This window comes from Saccharopolyspora sp. NFXS83 (genome assembly GCF_026241095.1).
Taxonomy (GTDB): domain Bacteria; phylum Actinomycetota; class Actinomycetes; order Mycobacteriales; family Pseudonocardiaceae; genus Saccharopolyspora_C.
In genome coordinates, this window is record NZ_JAPFGB010000006.1 from 209,641 (window position 1) to 232,744 (window position 23,104).

The 23,104-nt window shown below is 71.5% G+C and carries 20 protein-coding genes; 4 read left to right on the plus strand and 16 right to left on the minus strand.

The genetic code is table 11. The annotated features are described in order from the left end of the window. Positions 1-24: 24 nt before the first annotated feature. Complete coding sequence (locus OOZ19_RS09135; protein WP_266089608.1) at positions 25-999, plus strand: SDR family NAD(P)-dependent oxidoreductase; 975 nt, start codon at positions 25-27, stop codon at positions 997-999. On the opposite strand, the gene OOZ19_RS09140 is transcribed toward OOZ19_RS09135, so the two are convergent. The 14 genes from OOZ19_RS09140 to OOZ19_RS09205 all read right to left on the minus strand — a co-directional run bounded on the left by OOZ19_RS09140 (position 968) and on the right by OOZ19_RS09205 (position 15,525). Then, complete coding sequence (locus OOZ19_RS09140) at positions 968-2,143, minus strand: MCE family protein (protein ID WP_266089609.1); 1,176 nt, start codon at positions 2,141-2,143, stop codon at positions 968-970. The two genes, OOZ19_RS09135 and OOZ19_RS09140, sit on opposite strands and share 32 nt — an antisense overlap. Further along, complete coding sequence (locus tag OOZ19_RS09145) at positions 2,143-3,309, minus strand: MCE family protein (protein WP_266089610.1); 1,167 nt, start codon at positions 3,307-3,309, stop codon at positions 2,143-2,145. Before OOZ19_RS09145 ends, OOZ19_RS09140 begins: the two co-directional genes overlap by 1 nt. Further along, complete coding sequence (locus OOZ19_RS09150) at positions 3,306-4,505, minus strand: MCE family protein (RefSeq protein ID WP_266089611.1); 1,200 nt, start codon at positions 4,503-4,505, stop codon at positions 3,306-3,308. The genes OOZ19_RS09145 and OOZ19_RS09150 overlap by 4 nt, the downstream gene beginning before the upstream one ends. Continuing rightward, complete coding sequence (locus OOZ19_RS09155; RefSeq protein ID WP_266089612.1) at positions 4,502-5,533, minus strand: MCE family protein; 1,032 nt, start codon at positions 5,531-5,533, stop codon at positions 4,502-4,504. Before OOZ19_RS09155 ends, OOZ19_RS09150 begins: the two co-directional genes overlap by 4 nt. After that, positions 5,530-6,564, minus strand: a complete 1,035-nt coding sequence (locus OOZ19_RS09160) for an MCE family protein (RefSeq protein WP_266089613.1) — start codon at positions 6,562-6,564, stop codon at positions 5,530-5,532. The genes OOZ19_RS09155 and OOZ19_RS09160 overlap by 4 nt, the downstream gene beginning before the upstream one ends. Further along, positions 6,561-7,913, minus strand: a complete 1,353-nt coding sequence (locus OOZ19_RS09165; RefSeq protein WP_266089614.1) for an MCE family protein — start codon at positions 7,911-7,913, stop codon at positions 6,561-6,563. Before OOZ19_RS09165 ends, OOZ19_RS09160 begins: the two co-directional genes overlap by 4 nt. Positions 7,914-7,962: 49 nt before the next feature. After that, on the minus strand, positions 7,963-8,832 hold the full coding sequence (locus OOZ19_RS09170; RefSeq protein WP_266089615.1) for an MlaE family ABC transporter permease: 870 nt from the start codon (positions 8,830-8,832) through the stop codon (positions 7,963-7,965). Between the two features lie 4 nt (positions 8,833-8,836). Continuing rightward, a complete protein-coding gene (locus OOZ19_RS09175; RefSeq protein WP_266089616.1) occupies positions 8,837-9,631 on the minus strand; it encodes an MlaE family ABC transporter permease in 795 nt (264 codons plus the stop codon). Continuing rightward, complete coding sequence (locus OOZ19_RS09180) at positions 9,628-10,617, minus strand: ABC transporter ATP-binding protein (RefSeq protein ID WP_323055110.1); 990 nt, start codon at positions 10,615-10,617, stop codon at positions 9,628-9,630. The genes OOZ19_RS09175 and OOZ19_RS09180 overlap by 4 nt, the downstream gene beginning before the upstream one ends. Before the next feature lie 42 nt (positions 10,618-10,659). Next, positions 10,660-11,409 carry a glucose 1-dehydrogenase gene (locus OOZ19_RS09185; protein ID WP_266089704.1) on the minus strand — a complete coding sequence of 250 codons (750 nt, stop codon included), beginning with the start codon at positions 11,407-11,409 and terminating at the stop codon, positions 10,660-10,662. A gap of 5 nt (positions 11,410-11,414) precedes the next feature. Further along, positions 11,415-12,923: an aldehyde dehydrogenase family protein gene (locus OOZ19_RS09190; protein ID WP_266089617.1), complete on the minus strand. Its 1,509-nt coding sequence runs from the start codon at positions 12,921-12,923 to the stop codon at positions 11,415-11,417. 73 nt (positions 12,924-12,996) lie between these two features. Further along, positions 12,997-13,878 carry a 3-oxoacyl-ACP reductase gene (locus OOZ19_RS09195; protein ID WP_266089705.1) on the minus strand — a complete coding sequence of 294 codons (882 nt, stop codon included), beginning with the start codon at positions 13,876-13,878 and terminating at the stop codon, positions 12,997-12,999. A 264-nt stretch (positions 13,879-14,142) separates the two neighbouring features. Beyond that, positions 14,143-15,231, minus strand: coding sequence for a Zn-dependent alcohol dehydrogenase (locus tag OOZ19_RS09200; protein ID WP_266089618.1), 1,089 nt, complete (start codon positions 15,229-15,231; stop codon positions 14,143-14,145). 84 nt (positions 15,232-15,315) lie between these two features. After that, positions 15,316-15,525 carry a ferredoxin gene (locus OOZ19_RS09205; RefSeq protein WP_266089619.1) on the minus strand — a complete coding sequence of 70 codons (210 nt, stop codon included), beginning with the start codon at positions 15,523-15,525 and terminating at the stop codon, positions 15,316-15,318. A 328-nt stretch (positions 15,526-15,853) separates the two neighbouring features. On the opposite strand from OOZ19_RS09205, the gene OOZ19_RS09210 reads away from it, so the two are divergent. The 3 genes from OOZ19_RS09210 to OOZ19_RS09220 all read left to right on the plus strand — a co-directional run bounded on the left by OOZ19_RS09210 (position 15,854) and on the right by OOZ19_RS09220 (position 20,081). Beyond that, positions 15,854-17,032: an acyl-CoA dehydrogenase family protein gene (locus tag OOZ19_RS09210; protein WP_266089620.1), complete on the plus strand. Its 1,179-nt coding sequence runs from the start codon at positions 15,854-15,856 to the stop codon at positions 17,030-17,032. A 60-nt stretch (positions 17,033-17,092) separates the two neighbouring features. Beyond that, a complete protein-coding gene (locus tag OOZ19_RS09215; protein WP_266089621.1) occupies positions 17,093-18,220 on the plus strand; it encodes an acyl-CoA dehydrogenase family protein in 1,128 nt (375 codons plus the stop codon). A gap of 238 nt (positions 18,221-18,458) precedes the next feature. Then, positions 18,459-20,081 (plus strand): long-chain-fatty-acid--CoA ligase, encoded by a 1,623-nt coding sequence (locus OOZ19_RS09220; protein ID WP_266089622.1) that lies wholly within the window; start codon positions 18,459-18,461, stop codon positions 20,079-20,081. Positions 20,082-20,154: 73 nt separating this feature from the next. Here OOZ19_RS09220 and OOZ19_RS09225 read toward each other — a convergent pair whose 3' ends face one another. Together OOZ19_RS09225 and OOZ19_RS09230 are read right to left on the minus strand one after the other, a co-directional pair. Then, entirely contained in the window at positions 20,155-21,258 is a 1,104-nt protein-coding gene (locus tag OOZ19_RS09225; RefSeq protein WP_266089623.1) for an NAD(P)H-dependent flavin oxidoreductase, read from the minus strand. After that, positions 21,258-22,910, minus strand: a complete 1,653-nt coding sequence (locus OOZ19_RS09230; RefSeq protein WP_266089624.1) for an acyl-CoA synthetase — start codon at positions 22,908-22,910, stop codon at positions 21,258-21,260. Before OOZ19_RS09230 ends, OOZ19_RS09225 begins: the two co-directional genes overlap by 1 nt. Between the last annotated feature and the right edge of the window lie 194 nt (positions 22,911-23,104).

The window sequence follows — 23,104 nt, forward strand, 5'->3', positions numbered from 1 at the left end:
ACCTCACAGGAGATGCAGATTCCCGTGGCACAGCAGCACGAACCGCTCCCCGATCTCACGGGCCGCACCGTCGTCGTCACCGGTACGACGTCCGGTCTGGGCCTGGCACTGTCCGGCGCGCTCGCCGGGGCCGGCGCCCGCGTGCTGATGACCGTACGAGACGCCGAACGCGGCAAGGCTGCCGTCGAGCAGGTGCGAGCCGGACTCGAAGGACGCGGCTCGGCCGAGACCGTCCTGCTCGACCTGGCCGATCTCGCCTCCGTCCGCACCGCCGCCGCCGACGTCCGGGAACGCACCGGCGACCAGGTCGACGTGCTGATCAACAACGCCGCCGTGTCGCTGGGCCCGCACGAACGGACCCGCGACGGGTTCGAGCTCCAGCTCGGCACCAACCACCTCGGCCCGGCCGCGCTCACCTGGCTGCTGATGCCGGCACTGCGGGCGGCAGGCAACCCCGGCCAGCCCTCTCGCGTCGTGATGACGTCGAGCCTCGGGCACCGCACCGGCGGACTCGACCTCACCGACCCGCACTGGGACCGCCGACGCTACTCACCCACGCTCGCCTACGGGGCCTCGAAGCTCGCGAACCTGCTGTTCGCCGCGGAGCTCGATCGACTAGTGCGACGGACCGGAGATCCGGTCCTGTCCATCGCCGCCCACCCAGGGCTGACGGCCTCGGAACTGCTGAACAACAGCCTCACCCGCGGCGGCACCTGGAGAGCCCGCCTGCTCGTCCTCCCGGACCGGCTCCTGTCCCAACCGGTCACCGATGGAATCGCACCCCAGCTCCTCGCCGCCACCGGAGCGGTGCGCGGCGGCGACTACGTGGGCCCTACCGGATCCTTCCAGACGCGCGGCCCCGCCGGACCCGCCAGCCGGTCAGCAACCGCGCGAAATCCGGAGCTCGCCCGCAAGTTGTGGGAGTTCACCGCCGCTACCACCGGGGTGACACCAGATCCCCAGCCGGTCAGCCGGCCGGGGCCAGGGGGAACGGGATGAGTTCCCGGGCCGCCGGGATCGCTGCGGCATCGGGGACGGGGGCTCGGGGGACGTTGGCGGAGCCTCGGACGTTGGTGGGGCTGCCGGGAGGTTCCGCGCAGTGGATGTCGCGGTTGGGCGGAGCGGGCGTGGTGTCGCTACCAGGGCGACGTTCAGTGCCCTCGTAGCCCTTCTCGCAGGCCAGCGGGTTGAAGAAATTCAGCACCACGCCCAGGTGCCCGCGCCCGTCGCCGTCCTGCGCGCTGTGGCTGCTCGCCGACATCATCGGCAGGGCCACCAGCATGTTCTCCAGCGCGGGTCCCCGGACGTCGAGTAGCTGCATGGTGGTCAGCAGGTTCGCGGTGGTCTTCTGCAGCCCGGTCCGGCTGGTGCGCAGCAGCTCGTCGATCTGCCCGGCCGCGGGAGGCGCCGCGTCGATCAGGCGGCGCAGGTCCGGATCCGAGCTCTTGAACTGCTCGGCGACGTCGCGCAGTCCCCGGCTGAACGTGGTGATCTGCTCGGCCTGCTGCTGCTGGGTCCGCAGCACCACGTCGGAGTTGTCCAGCAGCGCGGTGGTCTGCGGCAGGTTCCGGTCGGCCGCGGCGATCAGCGAACCGGTGCTGTCCAGCATCCGCTGCAGGTGCGGGCCGGTGCCCTGGAACGCGGTGCCGGACTCGTCGACGACGGTGCGCAGCGAGTCGAGGGGCACGCTGGAGACGAGCTGGTCGAGGTTGAGCAGCACCGACTCGGGCGAGGGCGGGATCTCGGTGCGCGCCTCCGGGATCACCGATCCGTCGGCCAGCACCGGTCCGCGATCGTCGTCGGGGCGCAGGTCGATGTACTGCTCCCCCACCGCCGAGCGGTTCGCCACCGCGGCGCGCGCGGCGGCGGGGATGGGCGGGGCCGCCGCGTCGATGTGCAGGTCCACCGCCGCGCCCCGGTCGGTGAGCCGCATGTCGGTGACCCGGCCGACCGCCACGCCCCGGTAGGTCACCTCGGAGTTCACGAAGATCCCGCCGGAGTCCGGCATCTCCACGACCACGGCGTAGCCGCCTCCGCCGAAGAGCCGGTCCAGCCCGGCGTAGCGGGCACCGGTGAACCCGATCCCGACCACCGCGATGACCAGGAACAAGCCCAGCCGGATCTTGGTCGGTCTGCTGAACATCACTGCCCCCCGAGGAGGTCGTCGAGCAGTCCGCCGGGCTGATCCCCGGGCGGGGTGAACGGGAGCGCGGGTTCCTGCCCCGGCACCGGAAGCCTCGGTGGCTCGGGCGGCGCGGGTAGCGCTGGCGGCGGCCCGTCGGAGACGCCGGGCAGCGGCAGCAGCGGCCCGGAGCTGTTGAGCAGGTTGCCGAGCACGCTGGTCAGGTCGAGGTCCAGATCCACGTCCACGTTCACGAAGTCGCCCTTGAGGGGGATCATCGCGTTCTCCGGGAAGGGGTAGCTGGCCAGGTATCCGATGGACTTCGGCAGGTCCGTGCCCGCCTTGGCGAGTTCGCGCAGCGTCGGTTCCAGCGCCTCGAGGTCGGCCACCAGGTCCCGCCCACTAGCATCCACAGTGGACACCGCGACCTGGGAGAACCTGTCCAGCGACTGCAACATTCCGACCAGCTGGGTCCGCTGCTGCTCGATCACCCGCAGCCCCGGGGCGAGGCCGTCGAGCCCGGTGTTGAGGTCGTCGGTCTGCGCACGCAGGTCCGCCGAGAGCCGGTTGAGCCCGTCCAGCGCGCGGGTGATGTCGTGCTTCTGCGCGTCCAGCCGGGTCACGGCTTCGTCCACTCTGGACAGCAGGGAGCGGATCCTGGGCTCGTTGCCGGACAAGGCGCGGTCGAGCTCCTCGACGATGCCGTTGAGCTGCGCCACCCCGCCACCGTTGAGCAGCAGCGACAGCGCACCGAGCACCTCTTCGACCTGCGGGTTCCGGTTCGTGCGCTCCACCGGGATCACGTCGCCGTCGCGCAACCGGCCGCGCTCCGGACCGGCGGCGGGTGGCGCGAGCTCCACGAACTTCTCGCCCAGCAGGCTCGATTGGCGCAGCCGGGCGTCGGCGTTGCCGGGCAACCGCACGTCGCCGTTGACCACCAGCGTGACCACGGCGGTCGCGTTGTCCGGGGAGAGGCCGATCCGCAGCACCTTGCCGACGGGCACGTCGTTGACCTTCACCCCGGCCTGCGGCACCAGGTCCAGCACGTCGGCGAACCGGACGCTCACCTCGTAGGGCCGGTCGCCCAAGTCGGCGCCCCCGGGCAGCGGCGCCTCGTAGAGCGACGATCCGCAGCCGGTGAGCAGCACGGACACCAGCGCGCACCAGGTCACCCCGATCGGTCTCATCGTGGGCCTCCGGTTCCCGGCGCGTCCGGCATCGCGCCGGTCAGCGGCAGCGGCAGCGGCGGCAGCTCACCCTGGCTGAGGTGGTGCACGGCCTCGCCCGCCGAGGGGAGCCGCAGCGTGCCGTCGAGCACCCCGGACAGCTCCCCGCACGCGTTCCGCAGCTCCGGCGGGATCTGCGCCGGCGTCGAGTGCTCCAGCAGCTTGCACACCATCAGCACCGGCGGATTCGTCAGCTCGTTGATGTTGGCGCGCACCGCGACCGAACCGGAGGCGGAGTCGTAGGCGTTGACGAAGTTGCTCATCCCCGTCGGCGCGATGTCGAGCACCTCGCCGAGCGCTTCGCGCTGGTCCACCAGCGCCTGCGTGATGCCCGCGAGGTTGTCCACGTTCGCCGACACCGCCTCGCGGTTGTCCCGGATGAAGGCTTCCAGCTCGGTCAGCGCGGTCGCCAGCGAGCTCAGCGACGCGGCGGTCTGCTGCCGTTCGTCGGCGAGGAACCCGGACACGTCCGCGATGCGGCCGTGGAAGTCGCGCACCTGCGCGTCGTTGGCGGCGAGGGTCGCGGTGAACTCGTTGAGGTTGTCGACGGTGGCGAACAGGTCGCCCTGCGAGTGCGACAGCGTGCCGGAGAGCTCGCCGAGCCGCCGGATCGTCTCGTTCAGCTTCGCGCCGTTGCCGTCGAGGCCGGCCGCCGTGGTGTCCAGCAGTTCGGAGAGCGCTCCGTTCTCGTTGGCGCCCTGCGGCCCCAGCGCCTGCGACAGCGCGTTGGCGCTGCGGTAGAGGTCGTCGAGGTCGGCAGGGGTCATCGTGCGGTCCTTGCCGAGCACCGCACCGGAATCCAGCTGCGGCCCGGCGGAGTACGCGGGGGTGAGCTGCACGTACCGGTCGCTGACCAGGCTCGGCGCGACCATCACGGCCTTCGCCTCCGCCGGGATCCGCACGCCCCGGTCCACGCTCATCTCGACGCGGACCTGCCCGCCTTCCGGTCGCACCGATTCGACGCTGCCGACGTCCACGCCCAGCACCCGCACCGACGAGTCCGCGTAGAGGCCGACGGCCCGGTCGAAGTAGGCGGTGATGCGGGTGCCGGGATCGCGCAGCACCCACCACAGGCCGGCGCTGAACAGCAGCACCAGCACGCAGCCGAAGGCGAGCAGCGCCGTCATCGCGGGATGTTTCGCGGTCGGAATGCTCATGGTCCCCCTCCAGGCCCTCGTTCCGGCCGGCTCAGGTCGCAGCCGTCCGGGTTGATCTGCAACGGCCCCGCGGAGACCGCGGGCGGCAGCAGCCCGCACAGGTAGCCGTCGAACCAGCGGCCGTTGCCCACCGTGTTGTTGAACCCGGTCACGTAGGGCTCCAGCGCGGCGATGGTGGCGGCGATGTCGTCCTGGTTGCGCTGCAGCATCGCGGTGACCTGCTCCAGTTCGCGCATCGCCGGGTTCAGCCGCTCCTGGTTGTCGGCGATCAACCCGCGCAGCTGGCCGGAGACCGCCTGGGTTCCGCGCAGCAGCGAGCTGATCGCCTCCCGCCGGTTCTGGAGTTCGGACAGCAGCAGGTTGCCGTCGCCGATGAGCCGGGCCACCTGCTCGTCGCGGTCCGCTGCGACCGCGCTGACGTCGGCGGCGTTGTGCAGCAGCTCGGCGAGTTCCTGGTCGCGGGAGGCGATGGTGCGCGACAGGGCGGAGAGTCCGTCGACCGCGCCGCCGAGGTGCTGCGGGCTGCCGCGCAGGCTCTCGGCGAGCACCTCGAAGCTGCGGCCGAGCCGGTCGCTGTCGACCTGCTCGGTGGTGCGGGTCAACCGGTCGAGCGCGTCGGGGATGTCGAAGGGGACCTCGGTCCGCGCCGCCGGGATGGTCTCGTCCGGGTCCTGCTCGCCGCGGCCGTCCGGGCGCAGCGCGAGGTTCTTCGCGCCCAGCAGCGTCTTGATCTGGATCGAGACCCGGCTGCGGTCCCCCACCCGCGCGTCCTCGACGCGGAAGTGCACGAGCACCCGGTCGCCGTCGAGCCGCACGTCGGTGACCTCGCCGACCTTGACCCCGGCGACCTCCACCTCATCCCCGGCGGTGAGACCGGCGGACTCGGTGAACCGCGCCGAATAGGTGGTTCCGCCGCCGATCAGCGGCAGGTCGTTGGCGAAGAACGCCAGCAGGGTCACGGCGGTCAGCAGCCCGAGGGCGACGATCCCCACGGTCGCCTGGTCCCGGTCGCGCAGTGCGGTGGTCATGACTGGCACCTCGTGGGCATGTCGGTCGGGGGCAGCGGCAGCACCTGGGCCTGGACGTCGAGCCCCGAGATGCCGACCCGCCCGGTCAGGCGGCAGAGGTAGAAGTTGAACCAGCTCCCGTAGCTCACCGTCCGGGTCAGCGAGTCGAGCCGCCCCGGCAAGGTCCGCACGTCGTGCTCCAGCTGCGGCAGGCCCGCGTTGAGGTTCGCCGACAGGTCGCCGAGCGCGGCCACGTCCTCCCGCAGCGGCGGGCGGGCGTCCTGCAGGAGCCCGGCGGTGGTGTGGGTGAGGTCGTCGAGCGCGGTGACCGCGTCGCCGATCGGCTCGCGCTGCTCGGCGAACCCGCTGACCAGCCGCTGCAACGCGTCGATGAGCTCGCCCAGTTGCGGGCCGCGGGCGCCGACCTGGGCGAGCACCGCGTTGAGGTTGTCGATGACCTGGCCGATCACCTGGTCCTTCTCGGCGAGCGTGGACGTCAGCGACGCGGTGTGCGCCAGGATGCTCTCGACGGTGCCGCCTTCCCCTTGCAGCACCTGGATCAGCTCGCCGGAGAGCTTGTTGACGTCGCCCGGTTGCAGCGCCTGCAGCAGCGGCTGGAAGCCGTTGAACAGCGCGGTCAGGTTCAGCGCGGGCCGCGTCTGCTCCACCGGCAACGTGGCGCCCGCGGCCAGTTCCGGTTCACCGGGCGACAGCGCGGCGTCCAGCGCGAGGTAGCGCTGCCCGGCGAGGTTGCGGTACTTGACGGTCGCGACCGCGTCGGCGGGCAGCGTGCGAGCGGCGTCGATCTCGAAGCGGGCCAGCGCCCGGGTGCCGTCGACGACCTCCAGCGAGCTCACCTCGCCGACGCGCACCCCCGCGATGCGGACCTCGTCGCCCTCCCCGAGCCCCGAGGCGTCGTCGAACTTCGCGGCGTACTCGGACGTCGAGCCCACGTTCGAGGCCGCGACCGTCATCGCCAGCAACGCGGTCAGCAACACCGTGACGAGGGTGAACAGCGACAGCTTGATCAGTGGCGCGGTGAGTCCTCTCATCGCACGGTCACCTCCGCTCCGCGGTAGACGGGCCCCACGAGCACGCTGCTCCAGTCCGGCACCCGGCTCGGCATCCGCCGCAGCGACGGCGCCAGCAGCGCGGCGACCAGGTCCCGTTCGGCTGGGGAATTGGCGGCCAGCGGGCCACCGGAGGCACCGTCCGCGGACTGCGGGCCGGTGCTCGCCGGAGCATCGCCGGGCGGTTGCTCACCGGGACCGTGCGGCGGTGGCGGATGGGTGGATCCGTCGCGCAGCGGTCCGCCGGGCGGGTACTGCGGGAAGCGGTCCGGCGGTTCGACCCACGGGTAGCAGCGGGGACCTCGGGTGTCCTCGTAGCGGGGTGCGTCGGTGCCCGGCAGGTACTTGCCGCGGCTGCCGGTGACCTCGATGGTGACCTTCTGCATCGGGTTCTCGTCGCCCTTGCCGAACGCGCGCTCGGCGATCGGGAGGCTGCTGGCGATCTGGTCGAGCACGCAGGCGTACTGCGGCGCGTAGCGGCCGAACAGTTCCAACGTGGACCGCGAGTCGGCGCTGAGCCGGATCAGGTTGTCCTGGTTGGCTTCCAGGAAGCCGCTCGCGTTCACGGCGGTGACGGTGGTGGCGTTCCAGACGTACCGCAGCTGGTCGCCGCGCTCGGCGATGGTCGTGCTGGTCGTGGTGAAGTCGCGCAGCGCGCTCAGCAGATCCGGGGCCGCCTCCTGGTAGGTGCGCGAGACGTCGTCGATGCGGCCGATGACCGATTCCAGGCGCGGCAGCGACGGGTTGAACTTCGCCAGGTAGCCGTCCAGGTCGCGGATCGTGGTGCCCAGCTGCTCGCCGCGCCCGTCCAGGGCCTGCGAGACCGCGTTGAGCGTCGCCGACAGCTGCTGCGGCTGCACCGCCTGCAGCAGCGGGAGCAGGTCGTCGAGCACCCGCTCGATCTCGATCGCCGCCGCGCTGCGGTCCTGCCCGATCACGTCGCCGCCGGCGAGTCGTGCGCCTTCGCCGCCGTCCGCCGGGAACCCGAGCGACACGTAGCGCTCGCCGAACAGCGTCTTCGGCAGCAGCCGGGCCGTGGCGCCGGCGGGGATCTTCGCCGCCATCTCGGGCCACAGCGCGAGTTCCACGGTGGCGCGCCCCTGGCCGGGGCCCACCGAACGCACCTCGCCGACGACCACGCCGCGCACCTTCACGTCGGCGCCGGCGCGCATCTCGTTGCCCGCCCGGTCGGTGTGCAGGGTGACGGGCACGACCGGGGTGAACGCCTTCTGGTAGAAGCCGATCATGGCGGTGAAGAACAGCGCCGAGACGAGCAGGAACACCAGTCCCAGCAGCTGGTGGCGGCGCCGATCGCGCAGCAGGTTCGTCATCGGTGCGCTCCTCGCCGTCCGGGACCGGCCCGCCGCGCGCCGCCGGGGCTCATCCCGCGATCCGCACGGTCGTCGTCGAGCCCCAGATCGCCAGGCTCAGGAAGAAGTCCAGCACCGCGACCAGCACGATCGAGGTGCGCACCGCGCGTCCGACCGCGACCCCGACACCGGCGGGCCCGCCGCGCGCGGTGTAGCCGTAGTAGCAGTGCGTCAAGATCACCACGAGGCTGAACACCAGCACCTTGCCGAACGACCACAGCACGTCCTGCGGCGGCAGGAACAGGTGGAAGTAGTGGTCGTAGGTGCCCGCGGACTGGCCGTAGAACCACACGGTGATCTGCCGCGACGCGAAGTACGACCCGAGCAGCCCCACCACGTACAGCGGGATCACCGCCGCGAGCCCGGCCAGCACCCGGCTGGTCACCAGGTACGGCACGGTGCGCACGCCCATCACTTCGAGCGCGTCGATCTCGTCGGAGATCCGCATCGCCCCGAGCTGGGCGGTGAAACCGCAGCCGACCGTCGCCGACAGCGCCAGCCCCGCCGACAGCGGCGCGACCTCCCGGGTGTCGAAGTACGCGGCGATGAACCCGGTGAGCGCGGAGGTGCCGAGCTGGTCCAGCGAGGAATAGCCCTGCAACCCGACGATCGCGCCGGTGCACACCGTCATGCCGATCATCACCCCGAGCGTGCCGCCGATGACGGCCAGCGCGCCGCTGCCGAACATCACCTCGGTCAGCAGCCGCCCGGTCTCCCGGCCGTACTTGCGCAACGTCAGCGGCGCCAGCGCGAGGGCCCGCAGGTAGAACGACAGCTGCCAGCCCAGTCCGGCCAGCGCGTCGCCCGGCCGGGAGAACAGCAGCGACAGCCTGCGGCGCCACGCCGTCGGCGGCGGAAGGTACTGCTCGGTGACGGCCATCGGCTCACAACTCCTTCGGCGGGATGAGCTGCAAGTAGATGCCGGTGATCACGAGGTTGATCGCGAACAGCAGCAGGAAGGTGATCACGACGGCCTGGTTGACCGCGTCGCCCACGCCCTTCGGGCCACCGGCCGGGTTCAGCCCGCGGTAGGCCGCGACCACGCCCGCCACGAACCCGTAGATCAGCGCCTTGAGCTCGCTGACGTAGAGGTCCGGCAACTGGGCGAGCGCGTTGAAGCTCGCCAGGTACGCGCCGGGCGTCCCGCCCTGCAGCACCACGTTGAAGAAGTAGCCGCCCGCCACGCCGACCACGCTGACCAACCCGTTGAGCAGCAGCGAGACGAAGACCGCGCCCAGCACCCGGGGCACGACCAGGCGGTGGATGACCGAGACGCCCAGCACCTCCATCGCGTCGATCTCCTCGCGGATCTTGCGAGCGCCGATGTCCGCGCACACCGCCGATCCGCCCGCCCCGGCGACCAGCAGCGCGGTGATCAGCGGACTGGCCTGCTGCAGGATGGACAGCGCGCTGGCGGCACCGGTGAACGACTGGGCACCGATCTGCTGGGTCAGCGACCCGAGCTGCATGGCGATCACCGCGCCGAACGGGATCGCCACCATCGCGGTCGGCAGGATCGTGACGCTGGCGAACAACCACGCCTGCTCCACCCATTCCCGCACCTGGAACGGCCGCCGCGGAATGGCCCGCAGGACCTCCCACGACAACGTCGCCAACCGCCCGACCTGGGCGAAGGCGGCGCGCGCGGGGACGCGGTGGCTCGCACCCGGCGAACTCATGTGCGCTCACCCGGCTGCCGGCCGCGCTGCTCGGCCTGACACCCGGCCAGCACCCGCTCGCGCACCGGCGCGGGCCAGGTGTTCAGCGAGGCCCGCACCCGTTCGGTGCGGCGGCGCACCGCGGTCCGCTCCGGAACGCCGGGGCTGGGGGCCAGCTGCGGGGTGATCTCGCGCGGAGCCGCGGCCGGCAGCTCGGCCAGTTCGGCGGCGACGGTTCCGGCGTCCTTCTCCTCGCTCATCCCGATCGGTCCGGCGCGGCGACCGTTGACGAACTGGTCGATGACCGGCTCGTCGCTGGTGAGCAGCACTTCCCGCGGGCCGAACAGCACCAGCCTGCCGCGGAAGAACAAGCCCAGGTTGTCCGGCACCGTGCGGGCGACCTCGATGTTGTGCGTGACCAGCAGGATCGTGGTGTCCAAGTGCGCGTTGAGGTCGATCAGCAGCTGGGACAGGTACGCGGTGCGGACCGGGTCGAGCCCGGAATCGGGCTCGTCGCAGAGGATCACCTCCGGGTCGAGCACCAGCGCCCTGGCCAGTCCCGCGCGCTTGCGCATCCCACCGGACAGTTCCCCCGGGAGCTTGTGCTCGGCGCCGGAGAGGCCGACCAGCTCCATCTTCTCCAGCGCGATCCGGCGGATCTCCGCCTCCGGCTTCCGGGTGTGCTCGCGCAGCGGGAACGCCACGTTGTCGAACAGGTTCATCGAGCCGAACAGCGCGCCGTCCTGGAACAGCACCCCGAAGCGCTTGCGGATCGCGTAGAGCTCCCGCTCCGAACAGGAGCACATGTCGGTGCCTTCGACCATCACGCTGCCGCGATCCGGTTCCAGCAGCCCGATCAGCAACTTCAGGAACACCGACTTGCCGGTCCCCGACGGCCCGAGGATCGCGCTGACCTCCCCCGGGGGCAGCGTCAGCGACACGTCCGACCACACCGTGCGCTCCCCGAAGGACTTCGTCAGCCCCCGAACGCCCACTTCAACACCCATCGGAACACCACCTAGGAAGAGGACGTCCCAGCGCCGGTTCGGCTACCGGGACAAGGCGTAGGCCGCTGTCGCGCCTCCGTCGGCCACGAATTCGGCGCCCGTGCAGTAGGAGCTCTCGTCGCCGGCCAGGAACAGCACGAGGTTGGCGATGTCCGCCGGCTCCCCGAGCCGGCCGAGGGCGAGCCGGGACTTCGCGAAGCCGTCCATGGCGTCGCCCGCCACGTCCCGCAACATCCTCGTGTCGATCATTCCGGGATGCACCGAGTTGACCCGGATTCCGCGTTCGCCGAGTTCCAGCGCGGCGACCTTCGTCATGCCGCGGATGGCGAACTTGCTCGCCGCGTAGGCAACCGTGCCCGGCATCCCCGCCAGACCCTCCACTGAGGACACGTTGATGATGGAGCCGCCCCTCGGCATCGAACTCAGCACGGCGCGCATCCCGAGGAAGGCGCCGATCTGGTTCACCCGCACGACCCGCTCGTAGTCCGCCAGCGCCGTGTCGGCCAGCGCCGCCAGGTGCAGCACGCCGGCGTTGTTGACCAGCACGTCGACCGGACCGAACGCGGACTCCGCGGTCTCGATCGCCTCGTCCCACTCGTGTTCGGCGGAGACGTCGAGGTGCCGGTAGCGCGCGGACTCGCCGAGCTCCCCGGCCAGCGCCTCGCCCGCCTCGTCGGCGACGTCGGCGAGCAGCACGCGGGCGCCCTCGGCCACGAACCGGCGCGCGGCGGCGGCGCCCTGGCCACCGGCCGCACCGGTGATGACCGCTACCTTCCCGGAAAGCCGTGCCACGGCCGTCACATCATTTCCTCGGTCAACGGCATCAGCACCGTCTTGAGCTCGGTGTAGGCCTCGTAGGCGCTGCGCCCGCCTTCCCTGCCGAGCCCGGACTGCTTGTACCCGCCGAAGGGCAGGTGCGGCTCGACCTGGAAGCCGTTGATGCCGACCGTTCCGGCGCGCAGCTTGCGCGACACCCGGAACGCGCGCTGCGCGTCGGCGGTGAACACGCCCGCGCCGAGCCCGTACTCGGTGTCGTTGGCGAGCCGGATCGCCTCGTCCTCCTCGGTGAAGGGCACCACCGACAGCACCGGGCCGAAGACCTCCTGCTGGGCGATGTCCATCGAGTTGTCCACGTCGGCGAAGATCGCCGGGGTCACGAAGTTCCCGGCGCTCAGGTCGCCGTCGGCCCGCTCGCCGCCGGTGACCAGCCGGGCGCCCTCCTGCTTGCCGCGTTCGACCAGGTCCAGCACCCGCTTGAGCTGCCGCTCGTTGATCAGCGGGCTGGCCAGCACTCCCGGGTCGAACGGGTCGCCGTAGGTGACCGACCCGGCGATCATCTCCGCGGCGCCGATGAACTCGTCGTAGACGTCGCGGTGCACCAGCGCCCTGGTGTGCGCCACGCAGGCCTGCCCGGACAGCCCGAGGGTGACCATGCCCATCGCCGTCATCCCGGCCAGCCCGGCGTCGGCGTCCGGGAACACCAGGGCGGGGCTCTTGCCGCCGAGCTCCAGCGACACCCGCTTCATCGTCGGCGCCGAGGCCTCCACGATCCGGCGCCCCACTTCGCGGCTGCCGGTGAAGCTGACCTTGTCGACCATCCGGTGCGTGATCAGCGCTTCGCCGGTCGGTTCACCGGTGCCGGTGACGACGTTGACGACGCCGTCGGGAATCCCGGCCTCCGCCAGCAGTTCCACCATCCGCAGCACCGCGAACGTCGCGTGCTCGGACGGCTTCAGCACGACGGTGCACCCGGCGGCCAACGCGGGGCCGAGCTTCTGGGCGAACAGCAGGAACGGCGCGTTCCACGGCAGGATCGCGGCGACCACGCCGATCGGCTCCCGCAACGTCATCGCCAGGTGGTCGCCGCCCTGGTACGGCGGCAGGGTCTCGCCACCGGCCTTGTCGATCCAGCCCGCGTGGTGGTCGAAGGCGTCGGCGGCGACGTCGACCGATCCGGCGTAGACGGTTCCGAACGACAGCGGCACGCCGTTGTCGAGCGCCTGCAGGCCGCGCAGCTCCTCGGCGTGCTCGCGCAGGGATTCGGCGTAGCGGTGCAGCAGCTTCGCCCGCCGCCCGGCGGGCATCGTCGGCCACTCGCCCTCGTCGAAGGCGCGCCGCGCCGCGCGAACCGCCTCGTCGACGTCTTCGGCACCCGCGACGGGGAACTCCCCGACCTCTTCCTGGGTGGCGGGGTGCAGGTGGGTCCAGGTCTCGCCGGAACGGGCCTGGCGCCACTCGCCGTCGACGAGCAACGAGCCGTTGCGCAGCCCGACGTTCCCGCGATGCTGTTGCACGGTCAGCGACATCGTCGTCACTCCTCCTGGTGGTCCGGTGCTCGTCGTCCGGAGCCGATCGCGGGCTCCGTCGGGTCGTGCTGCTTCAGCCCAGCGAGAGCAGGTCGTCGCTGGTGAACATTCCGTCGCCGCGAGAGGCGAAGTAGTCGCCGACGGACTCGTGGAGTTCCGCGGTGGTCCAGGTCGGTCCCGCGGTGTCGAACCGGCGCTCGACGGCAGGTGGGGACATCAGCACGACCTTGCCGCCGTGCACCACGAAGACCTGCCCGTTGATGCCTGCCGAGGCCGGTGCCGCCAGGTAGGCGACGAACGGCGCCACGTGCTCGGTGGACAGCGGGTCGACGCCACCTCCGGGCGCGGGACCGAAGGTGTCCTCGGTCATCCCGGTCCTGGCGCGCGGGCAGATCACGTTGGCGCGCACGCCGTAGCGGGCCGTCGCGCGGGCGGTGGAGACCGTCAGCATGGCGATCCCCGCCTTGGCCGCCGTGTAGTTCGGCTGCCCACCGGATCCGAACAGGAACGCCTCGGACGCGGTGTTCACGATGCGCCCGTACACCTCGCCACCGGTGTCCTTCGACCGCTGCCGCCAGTGCGCGGTCGCCGCCCGCGAGAGCAGGAAGTGCCCGCGCAGGTGGACTCGGATGACGTCGTCCCACTCCTGGTCGGTCATGTTGAAGATCGTGCGGTCGCGCAGCACTCCCGCGTTGTTCACCACCACGTGCAAGCCGCCGAAGCGTTCCAGCGCGGTCGACACCAGCCCGTCGGCGGTCTCGCGGTCGCTGATGTCCCCGCGCACGGCGACCGCTTTCCCCCCGGCGGACTCGACTTCCCCGACCACCGCGTCCGCGGCGTCCGAGACGTCGTTGACCACCACCTCCGCACCGGCCGCGGCCAACGCGAGCACCTCGGCCCTGCCGAGCCCGCCACCGGCCCCGGTCACCACGGCCACCTTGCCCGCCAGGCTCAACTCCGCCCGCTCGTCCACACCAGACTCCTCAATCACCGGGAACAGGGCCTCTCCTGCGATTTTCTGGTCTTCGTCCTGTCGGTGGCGAAGCCGCCGAGCAGCGACCACCTGAGCAGAACGACCACCGGCGGGTTCTCAGCGGCTTCCTCGCGAGGACAGCAATTTCTCTCGTGGCGGAGCCACTTGAGAAATTGATCCCGCAGCGAGGAAGCCGCTGAGGTTCCGCTGCTCGCCCCGCTACGCAGACCGCGCCGAGAAGGAGATCTAGTCGAAAGTGACGATTTGGCGGACCAGGGCAGCATCCCCGCCTTGCAGCGCCGCCAAGCCGTCGTTGATGTCGGAGAGCGCGAGGCGTCTGCTGATCATGCCTTCGAGGTCGAGGCGCCCGGCACGCCAGAACCGCAGCATCCGGTCGATGTCCCGGCGCGGGTCGGCCGAGCCGTAGAACGACGGCAGGATCTTGCGTTCGTTGATGAACAGCTCCTGCGCCGTGAATTCGACCTTCTGGTCTTCGCCGCCCGCGCCGACGATGACGACGGTGCCACCGCGCCGGGTGGCGTCGTAGGCGGAGCGGATGGTGCCCGCCAGCCCGACGACTTCGATGGCGTAGTCGAATCCGGCGCCACCGGTGAGTTCCTGCTTGAGCTCCTCGAACCCGTCGGGGGTCGTGGCGTGCGTCGCGCCGAAGCGCTTCGCCGCGTCGTGCTTCTGCGTCGCGGGGTCGACCGCCACGATCTCGGTCGCGCCGGCCAGCCGGGCGCCCTGGATCACCGAGATCCCGACGCCGCCGCAACCGATGACGGCCACGGTGGACCCGGGTTCGACCTGGGCCGTGTTCAGCACCGCGCCGACGCCGGTGAGCACTCCGCAGCCCAGCAGCGCGCCCACCTCGAACGGCACGTCCGGGTCGATCTTGATCGCTCCGTCGCGCGGCAGCACCAGTTCTTCGGCGAACGTGCCGCAGCCCGCGAAGCCGAAGGTGGGTTCCGCGCCCACTTCGAACCGCGGGGAGGTGAACGCGGCGATGGTGTGCACCGCGCACAGGTGGGCCTGCCCGTGCAGGCATTCCCGGCATTTCCCGCAGGGCGGCACGAAGGTGATGGTGACGTGATCACCGGGTGCGAGGTCGGTGACCTGCTCCCCCACCGCCAGGACTTCGCCTGCGCCTTCGTGACCCATCACTCCGGGGGCCAGCGCGGGCAGGGTTCCGTTCATGGCGGACACATCGCTGTGGCAGATCCCCGCCGCGCGAATCCGGACGTGCACTTCGTCCGGGCCCGGCGCCACCACCGCGGCGTCCGTCCGGACGTCGAGCTCGTCATCGCCGATCTGCTTGAGCACCGCTGCCTTCACCGGCCTGTCTCCTCACCGAGTCCGAGGCCGCCGCACAGGGCGACTGTTACGTGCGACACACAGTAGAACGCGTTCCCGTTTTCTTCAAGACTCAGAGTCCGGGTCGTTTCCTGCGATGAAAAGCGCACCCTTCGGACAAAGCTGGACCGCTTTCGTAACACGTTCTACCGCCCCGTCCGGGATCGGACGGCGGATCTGCAGCTGTTCGTCCTCGTCCAGCTCGAAGACCCCCGGGGCCAGCCCGACGCACACGCCGTTGGCCTCGCACAGTTCGGGTCGCACGCCGATCTCCATCGCTTCCTCCGCACTCGTGGAACTCGGGCCCTCGGGTGCTCGGCGCGCGGCGGTCCTCAGCAGAGCAACGAGCCAGCCCCGCCGGATGCACTGCTCCATCCGGGGATCACCCGGCTGAACCGCTTCCGCAACCCAGGGCCACCACCCGCCGAACCCGTGGCAATCAGCGAATCATGATGTAGAACAAGTTCCACATTAACGCACCAGACCGCGCCTTCGGCGGAAAAGATGACCCCGAGCAGAGGTCGACCAACCGCCACAGGCCGGTTTATGGTCGGTGGAACTTGTTACACAAGTCCGGGCAGGACGACACCCGCCAGGAGGCCACATGCACATCGGCTTCACGTCCGGTCAGCAACGGCTGCGCCAAGAGCTGCGCGACTACTTCGCGGGGCTGATGACCGAGGAGCTCCGCGCGGAGCTGACCACCGGCGGTGACTACGGCGACGGCGACGCGTACAAGCGGATCGTGCGGCAGCTGGGGACCGACGGCTGGCTGACGCTCGGCTGGCCCCGGGAGCACGGCGGCGACGGCCGCACGATGCTGGAGCAGCTCATCTTCACCGACGAGGCCGCGATCGCCGGAGTTCCGGTGCCGTTCCTGACGCTCAACAGCATCGCGCCCACGATCATGCGCTACGGCACCCCCGAGCAGCGGGCCCAGTACCTGCCCGGCATCGCCGCCGGGGAGATCCACTTCGCCATCGGGTACTCCGAACCGGAAGCCGGCACCGACCTCGCCGCGCTGCGCACCACCGCGGTCCGCGACAGCGGCGAGTACGTGATCAACGGCCAGAAGATGTGGACCAGCCTGGTGCAGTACGCCGACTACATCTGGCTCGCCTGCCGCACGGATCCGGACGCCCGCAAGCACAAGGGGCTTAGCGTGCTGGTCGTGCCGACCGACGCGCCGGGCTTCTCCTGGACGCCGGTGCGCACCGTCGCCGGGCCGACTACCAGCGCCACCTACTACGAGGACGTGCGGGTGCCGGCCACGGCGCTGGTGGGCGAGGAGAACGCGGGCTGGCCGCTGATCACCAACCAGCTCAACCACGAGCGGGTCGCGCTGACCTCGGCGGCGCCGATCACCTCCGCGCTGGCGGGAGTCCGGGACTGGGCGCGGGAGACCGAACTTCCCGACGGCCGCCGCGTGCTCGACCAGGAGTGGGTCCGCACCCACCTCGCGCGCGTGCACGCGGGCGCTGAAGTGCTCAAGCTGATGAACTGGAAGATCGCCTGGACCGCCGAGCGCGAACCCGCGCCCGCCGCGGCCTCGGCGACCAAGGTCTACGGCACCGAACTGGCCACCGAGGCGTACCGGCTGCTGATGGAAGTGCTGGGCCCCGCGGGGCACGTCCGCGCCGGTTCGCCCGGCGCCGCGCTGCGCGGCCGGATCGAGCGGATGCACCGCTCGGCGCTGATCCTCACCTTCGGCGGCGGCGCCAACGAGGTGCAGCGCGACATCGTCTCCACCGTCGGCCTCGGGCTGCCCCGGTCCCGCAGCTGATCCGGACCCGCCGTCCGCCCCTGCCCGAGTCCGGGCGCCGTCTGCACGAGGAGTTCCACGATGGATTTCGCACCGACCGAGGGACAGCACGACCTGGCGGAGCTGACCCGCGACATCGTGACCGACCACGTCACCGCCGACCGGTTGCGCGACGTGGAATCCGGCCCGGACCGGTTCGACCGCGCGCTGTGGACGGAACTCGGCAAGGCCGGGGTGCTCGACGCCGCGTTGCCGGAAGCGCTCGGCGGCGGTGGCTGCGGGCTGCCGGAGCAGTGCGCCGTGCTGGTCGAACTCGGCAGGGCGGTCACGCCGGTGCCGTACCTGCCGTCGTTGGTGACGGGGGCCTCCGCGGTGGTCCGGTTCGGGGACGCGCGCCAGCACGAGCGGTGGGCGCGCCCGGCAGGGGACGGCGAGATCGTGCTGACCGCGGCGTTCGCCGAAGGCGCCGATCCCGCACCCGCCGCTCCGTCCACCACCGCCGAACGGGATGGCGCGAAGTGGCGCGTCAACGGGGTGAAGGTGGCCGTCCCCGCCGGTGCGGTGGCGGACTTCTTCCTGGTACCGGCGTCGACTCCGCACGGACGGCGGGTGTTCGTCGTGGCGGCCGACGACGGCGGCGTGGCGGTGCGGCGCCAGCAAATCGTCGACGGCGACAGCGAAGCGTGGCTGGAGCTGAGCGGGGTCGGCTTGGACGACGACCGGCTGCTCGGCGGGGACGAGGCCGCCGACGTCGCGGATTGGCTCGAAGCCCGCGGCACGCTGGGGTTGTGCGCGGAGCAGCTCGGGGTGCTGGAGCGGGCGTTGGAGCTGACCGCCGAGTACGCGGGCGAACGCACCCAGTTCGACCGCCCGATCGGCACCTTCCAGGCCGTGTCGCAGCGGCTCGCGGACGCCTACATCGACGTCGAAGCGGTCCGGCTGACGATGTGGCAGGCCGCCTGGCGCGCGGCGGAGGGCCTGCGCTGCGACGCCGAGGTGGCGACCGCGAAGTTCTGGGCGGCCGAAGCCGGGCACCGCGTCGCCCACACCGCGGTCCACGTGCACGGCGGCGTGGGAATCGACCTCGAACACCACCTGCACCGCTACTTCGTCGCGGCCAAGCGCCGCGAGTTCGCCCTCGGCGGCGCCACTGCTCAACTGCACCGCATCGGCACGGCACTGGCCGACGACGGCACCCTCCTGGACTGACGCCGCCCATCGAGCGTCCTGCCCCACCCGGCTCGTGATCTTCGTCTGGTCAGCGGCGGAGCCGCTGAGCAGCGCCCCCCGGAGCAACCGGCACCGCCGCGGGATCTCAGCGGTTCCCTCGCGGGTACGGCGATTTCTCCCGTGGCGGAGCCACTCGAGAAATCGATCCCGCAGCGAGGGGGCCGCTTGGGATCCCGCCACCCGATCACCCACGCAGCAGCGACCCGGGAGGCCAGCCATGCTCGAGCCGACGCCCACCGTCACCGATCTCCTGCTCGCCCGCGCCGACGACGAACGTCCGGGCTTGCGCTTCGAACACCGGGAGTGGACCTGGGCGGAGCACGTCCAGCGCTGCGCCGACCACGCCGCCGTCCTGCGTTCCCTGCGCGGCGAAGGCGGCCCGTGGCACGTCGGTGTGCTGCTGGACAACGTTCCCGACTTCTCGTTCCTGCTGGGTGCGGCGGCGCTGTCCGGGGCGGTGCTGGTGGGGCTCAACACCGGGCGGCGCGGCGAGGCGTTGGCCCGCGACGTCCGGATCGCGGACTGCCGCCTGGTGCTCACCGAACGGCGCTACGCAGGCCTGCTCGCGGAGGCCGACCTCGGCGCGGCGAACGGGAACGTGCACCTGATCGACACCCCGAAGTGGTCGCGGCTGCTGTCGGCGCACCGGGACGCCCCGCTCCGGCCGGTCGCGGCCGGTCCCGACGACCTGCTGGCGCTGCTGTTCACCTCGGGCACCGGTGGCGACCCGAAAGCCGTCCGCTGCACGCACGGCAAGGTCGCCTTCCCCGGCCGGATGCTGGCCGACCGGTTCGAGCTCGGCGGGAGCGACGGCGTCTACGTGTCGATGCCGCTGTTCCACTCGAACGCGCTGTTCGCGGGCTGGGCGGTGGGTCTGGCGGCGGGTGCGGCGGTGGCGTTGCGGCGGCGCTTCTCCGCCTCCGGCTTCCTCGACGACGCGCGCCGCTTCGGCGCGACGTACGCGAACTACGTCGGCAAGCCGCTCTCCTTCATCCTCGCCACCCCGCCCCGGCCGGACGACGCGGACAACCCGCTGAAGGTCGTGTACGGCAACGAGGGCGCCGAGCGCGACCTCGCGCGGTTCGCGGAGCGGTTCGGCTGCCAGGTGGTGGACGGCTTCGGGTCCACCGAGGGCGGTGTGACCGTCGCGCGCAGCCCGGAAGCGCCGCCGGGTTCGCTGGGCAGGCCCGGTCCGGGTGTCCACGTGCTGCACCCGGTGACGGGGCGCCGCTGCCCGCCCGCGTCCTTCGACCGGGACGGGCGGGTCACGAACCCGGACGAGGCGATCGGCGAACTCGTCAACACCACCGGCGCGGGAGCGTTCGCCGGGTACTACCAGGCGCCTGAGGCCGACAAGTGGCGGATGCGCGGCGGGATGTACTGGAGCGGTGACCTCGCTTACCTGGACGGTGACGGTTTCTGCTACTTCGTGGGCCGCTCCGACGACTGGCTGCGGGTGGACGGGGAGAACCTGGGGACCGCGCCGATCGAGCGGATCCTGTTGCGGCACCCCGGAATCGCGCAGGCCGCCGTGTACGCCGTGCCGGATCCCGGCATCGGCGATCAGGTGATGGCCGCGATCGTGCCCGCCGGCGACGACCCGCTCGACCTCGGTGGCTTCCTCGCCGCGCAAGCGGACCTGGGCCCCAAGCAGCTGCCCCGGTTCGTCCGGTTCGCCGCCGACCTGCCGCGCACCGAGACGCACAAGGTCCTCAAGCGCGAACTGGCCGCACAGCGCTGGAACTGCCCCGACGCGGTCTGGTGGCGCCCCGGCCCCGACCCGGTCTTCGAACCGCTGCCCCCGGAACGAGCCGTCGAGCTCGACACCGCGTTGAGCTGATCAGAGACGTCGCCGCTGCACGCCGGAGGCTCCGCGACCACCCCTCGACGACCGCGGAGCCTCCGGCGAGCGGTCAGCGAATCCCGTCGAGCCTGGTGAACGTCTCGCCGGCTTCGCGCAGCAGGCTGCGCATCACGTCGTCGACGCCGCGCACGGCGTTCATGCGTCCGACGATCTGGCCGACCGGCATGGACACCACCTCGGGGTCGTCGGACCGCATAATCCGCTGGTGCGCCTCGCTGACCAGGATGTTCTGCAGCGGCATCGGCAGCGGCGACGGGGCGTCCTGCTCGCTCCACGCGTCGGTCCAGCGGGTCTTGAGCAGCCGCGCCGGTTTCCCGGTGTAGATGCGGGTGCGCACCGTGTCGCTGGAGCCGGCCGCCAGCAGCGCCCGCTGCATCGCCGACTCCCCCAGCGTCATCGCGTACTCCTTGGTGGCCAGCCAGTACGAGCCCATCCAGGCCCCGCTCGCCCCGAGCGCCAGTGCCGCCGCGACCTGCCGCCCGGAGCCGATGCCGCCCGCGGCCAGCACCGGAACCTCCTCGCCGACGGCGTCCACGATCTCCGGCACGAGCACCATCGTGGCGATCTCGCCGGTGTGCCCGCCCGCCTCGTGTCCCTGCGCCACCACGATGTCGACGCCCTCGTCGACGTGCCTGCGGGCGTGCTCGGCCTTGCCCGCCAGCGCCGCGACGAGCACGCCGTGCTCGTGAGCACGTCCGATCACGTCGGGCGGCGGCGATCCGAGCGCGTTCGCGATCAGCTTCACGGGGTGCTTGAGCGCCACGTCCACGTGCGAGCGGGCGACCGAGTGCAGCCAGCCCAGCACCGCGTCGCCCTTGCTCTCGTCGTCGGGGAGCTCCGGCACGCCGAGCGCGGTCAGCGTGCGGCGCACGAATTCCCGGTGCTCATCGGGAATCATCGCCTCCAAGTCCACGTCGGCCGCTTCGGCGGGCACCGTCGAGGGCATCACCACGTCGACGCCGTAGGGCCGCCCGCCGGTGTTCTCGTCCATCCAGTCCAGCACCGCGTCGAGCTCGGCGGCGTCGTTGAACCGCACGCAGCCGAGCACGCCCAACCCGCCCGCGCGGCTGATCGCCGCCGCGACGTGCTCGGACGGGGTGAACCCGACGATCGGGTGCTCGATGCCGAGCCGGTCGCAGAGGGCAGTGCGCATCAGGGCTTCCTTTCGGCTGCGTCGGCCACCGCGGCGGTGCCCGAGTGCTTCACGGCGTCCGGTTCGTGCTGCTCGGCGTGCGTGCAGGCCCAGCGGTAGTCCGGCTTGCCGCTCGGCGACCGGCGCACCTTCGCGGCCAGCCACAGCTTGCGGGGCACCTTGTAGCCTGCGATCCGCTTGCGCGCGTGCGCTTCCAGCTCGGACCAGGCCGGTTCGGTGCCGTCCCTGGTCTGCACGACCGCGGCGACGCACTGCCCGAGCCGTTCGTCGGGGACGCCGAACACCAGCGCGTCGAACACGTCGGGGTGCGCTTTGAGCACGCCCTCGACCTCTTCGGGGTAGACCTTCTCGCCGCCGGTGTTCACCGACATCGAGCCGCGGCCCAGCATCGTGACCGTGCCGTCGGACTCGTAGCGCGCGTAGTCGCCGGGCACGACGTAGCGGACGCCGTCGATCTCCACGAACACCGAGCCGGACTTGTCCGGGTCCTTGTAGTAGCCGAGCGGCACGTGCCCGGAACGGGCCAGCAGCCCCACTTCGCCGGAGTCCGTCGCGAGCAGCCGCCCGTCCGGGCCGATGATCGCGGTGGCCGAGTCCGCCTTCACCCGGGGACCCCCCGTGCGCGCACCGCCCTTGCTGAGCACGCCGATGCCGCTGAACCCCGTCTCGGAACTGCCGATGGAGTCGGTGAGCACCACGTTCGGCAGCGCCTCCAGGTACTGCTCCTGCACCGACGGCGAGAACAGCGCGGCGCTGCTGGAGATCGCCACCAGCGAGGACACGTCGTAGGAGCCCTCGTGGAGCGCCTCGATCAGCGGGCGGGCCATGGCGTCGCCGGTGATGGCGAGGACGTTGACCCCGTGGTCCTCGATGGCCCGCCAGGTCTCGTGCGCGTCGAACTCCGGGAGGATGACCACGGTGCTGCACGCGAACAGGTTGCCGAACGCGGCCCACTGCGCGGCGCCGTGGATGAACGGGGCCGCCGGTAATCGCACCAGGCCGCCGCTGGCGGCGCCGTCGCGGGCCTGCTGCCACTCGTCGGCCATCGGCTCACCGGTCATGAAGTCGATGCCGCCGCCGAGCGTGCGCCAGACGTCCTCGTGGCGCCACATCACGCCCTTCGGGTTGCCCGTCGTACCGCCGGTGTAGAGCAGGAACAGGTCGTCGTCGGACCGCGCCGGGAAGTCCCGCTCGGGCGAGGAGTCCGCCAGCGCGGCTTCGTAGGCGGTGCCGCCGTGGGCGGTGCAGTCCTGGTCGCTGCCGTCGTCGAGGACCAGCACGCTGCGCAGGCCCGGCGGCAGCGCCTCCGCGACCCGGTCGCCGTAGCGGCGTTCGTGCACCAGCGCGGCCAGGTCCGCGTCCGCGTAGATGTAGCGGAGTTCCTCCGCGACGTAGCGGTAGTTGATGTTGACCGCGACCGCGCGCAGCTTGTAGGCGGCGAGCATCGCCTCCAGCGCTTCGATGCGGTTGCGGGTGTGCACACCGATGTGCGAGCCCCGGCCGAGCCCCCGCTGGGCCCAGTGGTGCGCGAGCCGGTTCGATCGGCGTTCCAGTTCGGCGAAGGTGACCCGGTCCTCGCCGCAGATCACGGCGACGCGCTCGGGTGTCAGGTCGACGGCGTGCTCGAAAAGATCCGCGATGTTGTGTGCCACCCGATCGAAACTAGAACATGTTATCGTCCGAGGCAACGGGCCGATCGGTTCAGAAACCGCCCTGATTCCCGGAATTCCCCGGAATGCGGCACGGGTTCGGACCATGCCGCGCCGACGAGCCGCCGGCACCGGCCTGCCATCCCCAACGAGCCCGCACACGGGCGGTCACGTCGCCCCGCACGACCTCCCGGGAG

Excerpts from the sequence above, each read along its gene's own strand:
- OOZ19_RS09140 (WP_266089609.1), bottom strand. The coding sequence starts at position 2,143 with ATGTTCAGCAGACCGACCAAGATCCGGCTGGGCTTGTTCCTGGTCATC.
- OOZ19_RS09145 (WP_266089610.1), bottom strand. The coding sequence starts at position 3,309 with ATGAGACCGATCGGGGTGACCTGGTGCGCGCTGGTGTCCGTGCTGCTC.
- OOZ19_RS09150 (WP_266089611.1), bottom strand. The coding sequence starts at position 4,505 with ATGAGCATTCCGACCGCGAAACATCCCGCGATGACGGCGCTGCTCGCC.
- OOZ19_RS09155 (WP_266089612.1), bottom strand. The coding sequence starts at position 5,533 with ATGACCACCGCACTGCGCGACCGGGACCAGGCGACCGTGGGGATCGTC.
- OOZ19_RS09160 (WP_266089613.1), bottom strand. The coding sequence starts at position 6,564 with ATGAGAGGACTCACCGCGCCACTGATCAAGCTGTCGCTGTTCACCCTC.
- OOZ19_RS09165 (WP_266089614.1), bottom strand. The coding sequence starts at position 7,913 with ATGACGAACCTGCTGCGCGATCGGCGCCGCCACCAGCTGCTGGGACTG.
- OOZ19_RS09170 (WP_266089615.1), bottom strand. The coding sequence starts at position 8,832 with ATGGCCGTCACCGAGCAGTACCTTCCGCCGCCGACGGCGTGGCGCCGC.
- OOZ19_RS09175 (WP_266089616.1), bottom strand. The coding sequence starts at position 9,631 with ATGAGTTCGCCGGGTGCGAGCCACCGCGTCCCCGCGCGCGCCGCCTTC.
- OOZ19_RS09180 (WP_323055110.1), bottom strand. The coding sequence starts at position 10,617 with ATGGGTGTTGAAGTGGGCGTTCGGGGGCTGACGAAGTCCTTCGGGGAG.
- OOZ19_RS09190 (WP_266089617.1), bottom strand. The coding sequence starts at position 12,923 with ATGTCGCTGACCGTGCAACAGCATCGCGGGAACGTCGGGCTGCGCAAC.
- OOZ19_RS09205 (WP_266089619.1), bottom strand. The coding sequence starts at position 15,525 with ATGGAGATCGGCGTGCGACCCGAACTGTGCGAGGCCAACGGCGTGTGC.
- OOZ19_RS09210 (WP_266089620.1), top strand. The coding sequence starts at position 15,854 with ATGCACATCGGCTTCACGTCCGGTCAGCAACGGCTGCGCCAAGAGCTG.
- OOZ19_RS09215 (WP_266089621.1), top strand. The coding sequence starts at position 17,093 with ATGGATTTCGCACCGACCGAGGGACAGCACGACCTGGCGGAGCTGACC.
- OOZ19_RS09220 (WP_266089622.1), top strand. The coding sequence starts at position 18,459 with ATGCTCGAGCCGACGCCCACCGTCACCGATCTCCTGCTCGCCCGCGCC.
- OOZ19_RS09225 (WP_266089623.1), bottom strand. The coding sequence starts at position 21,258 with ATGCGCACTGCCCTCTGCGACCGGCTCGGCATCGAGCACCCGATCGTC.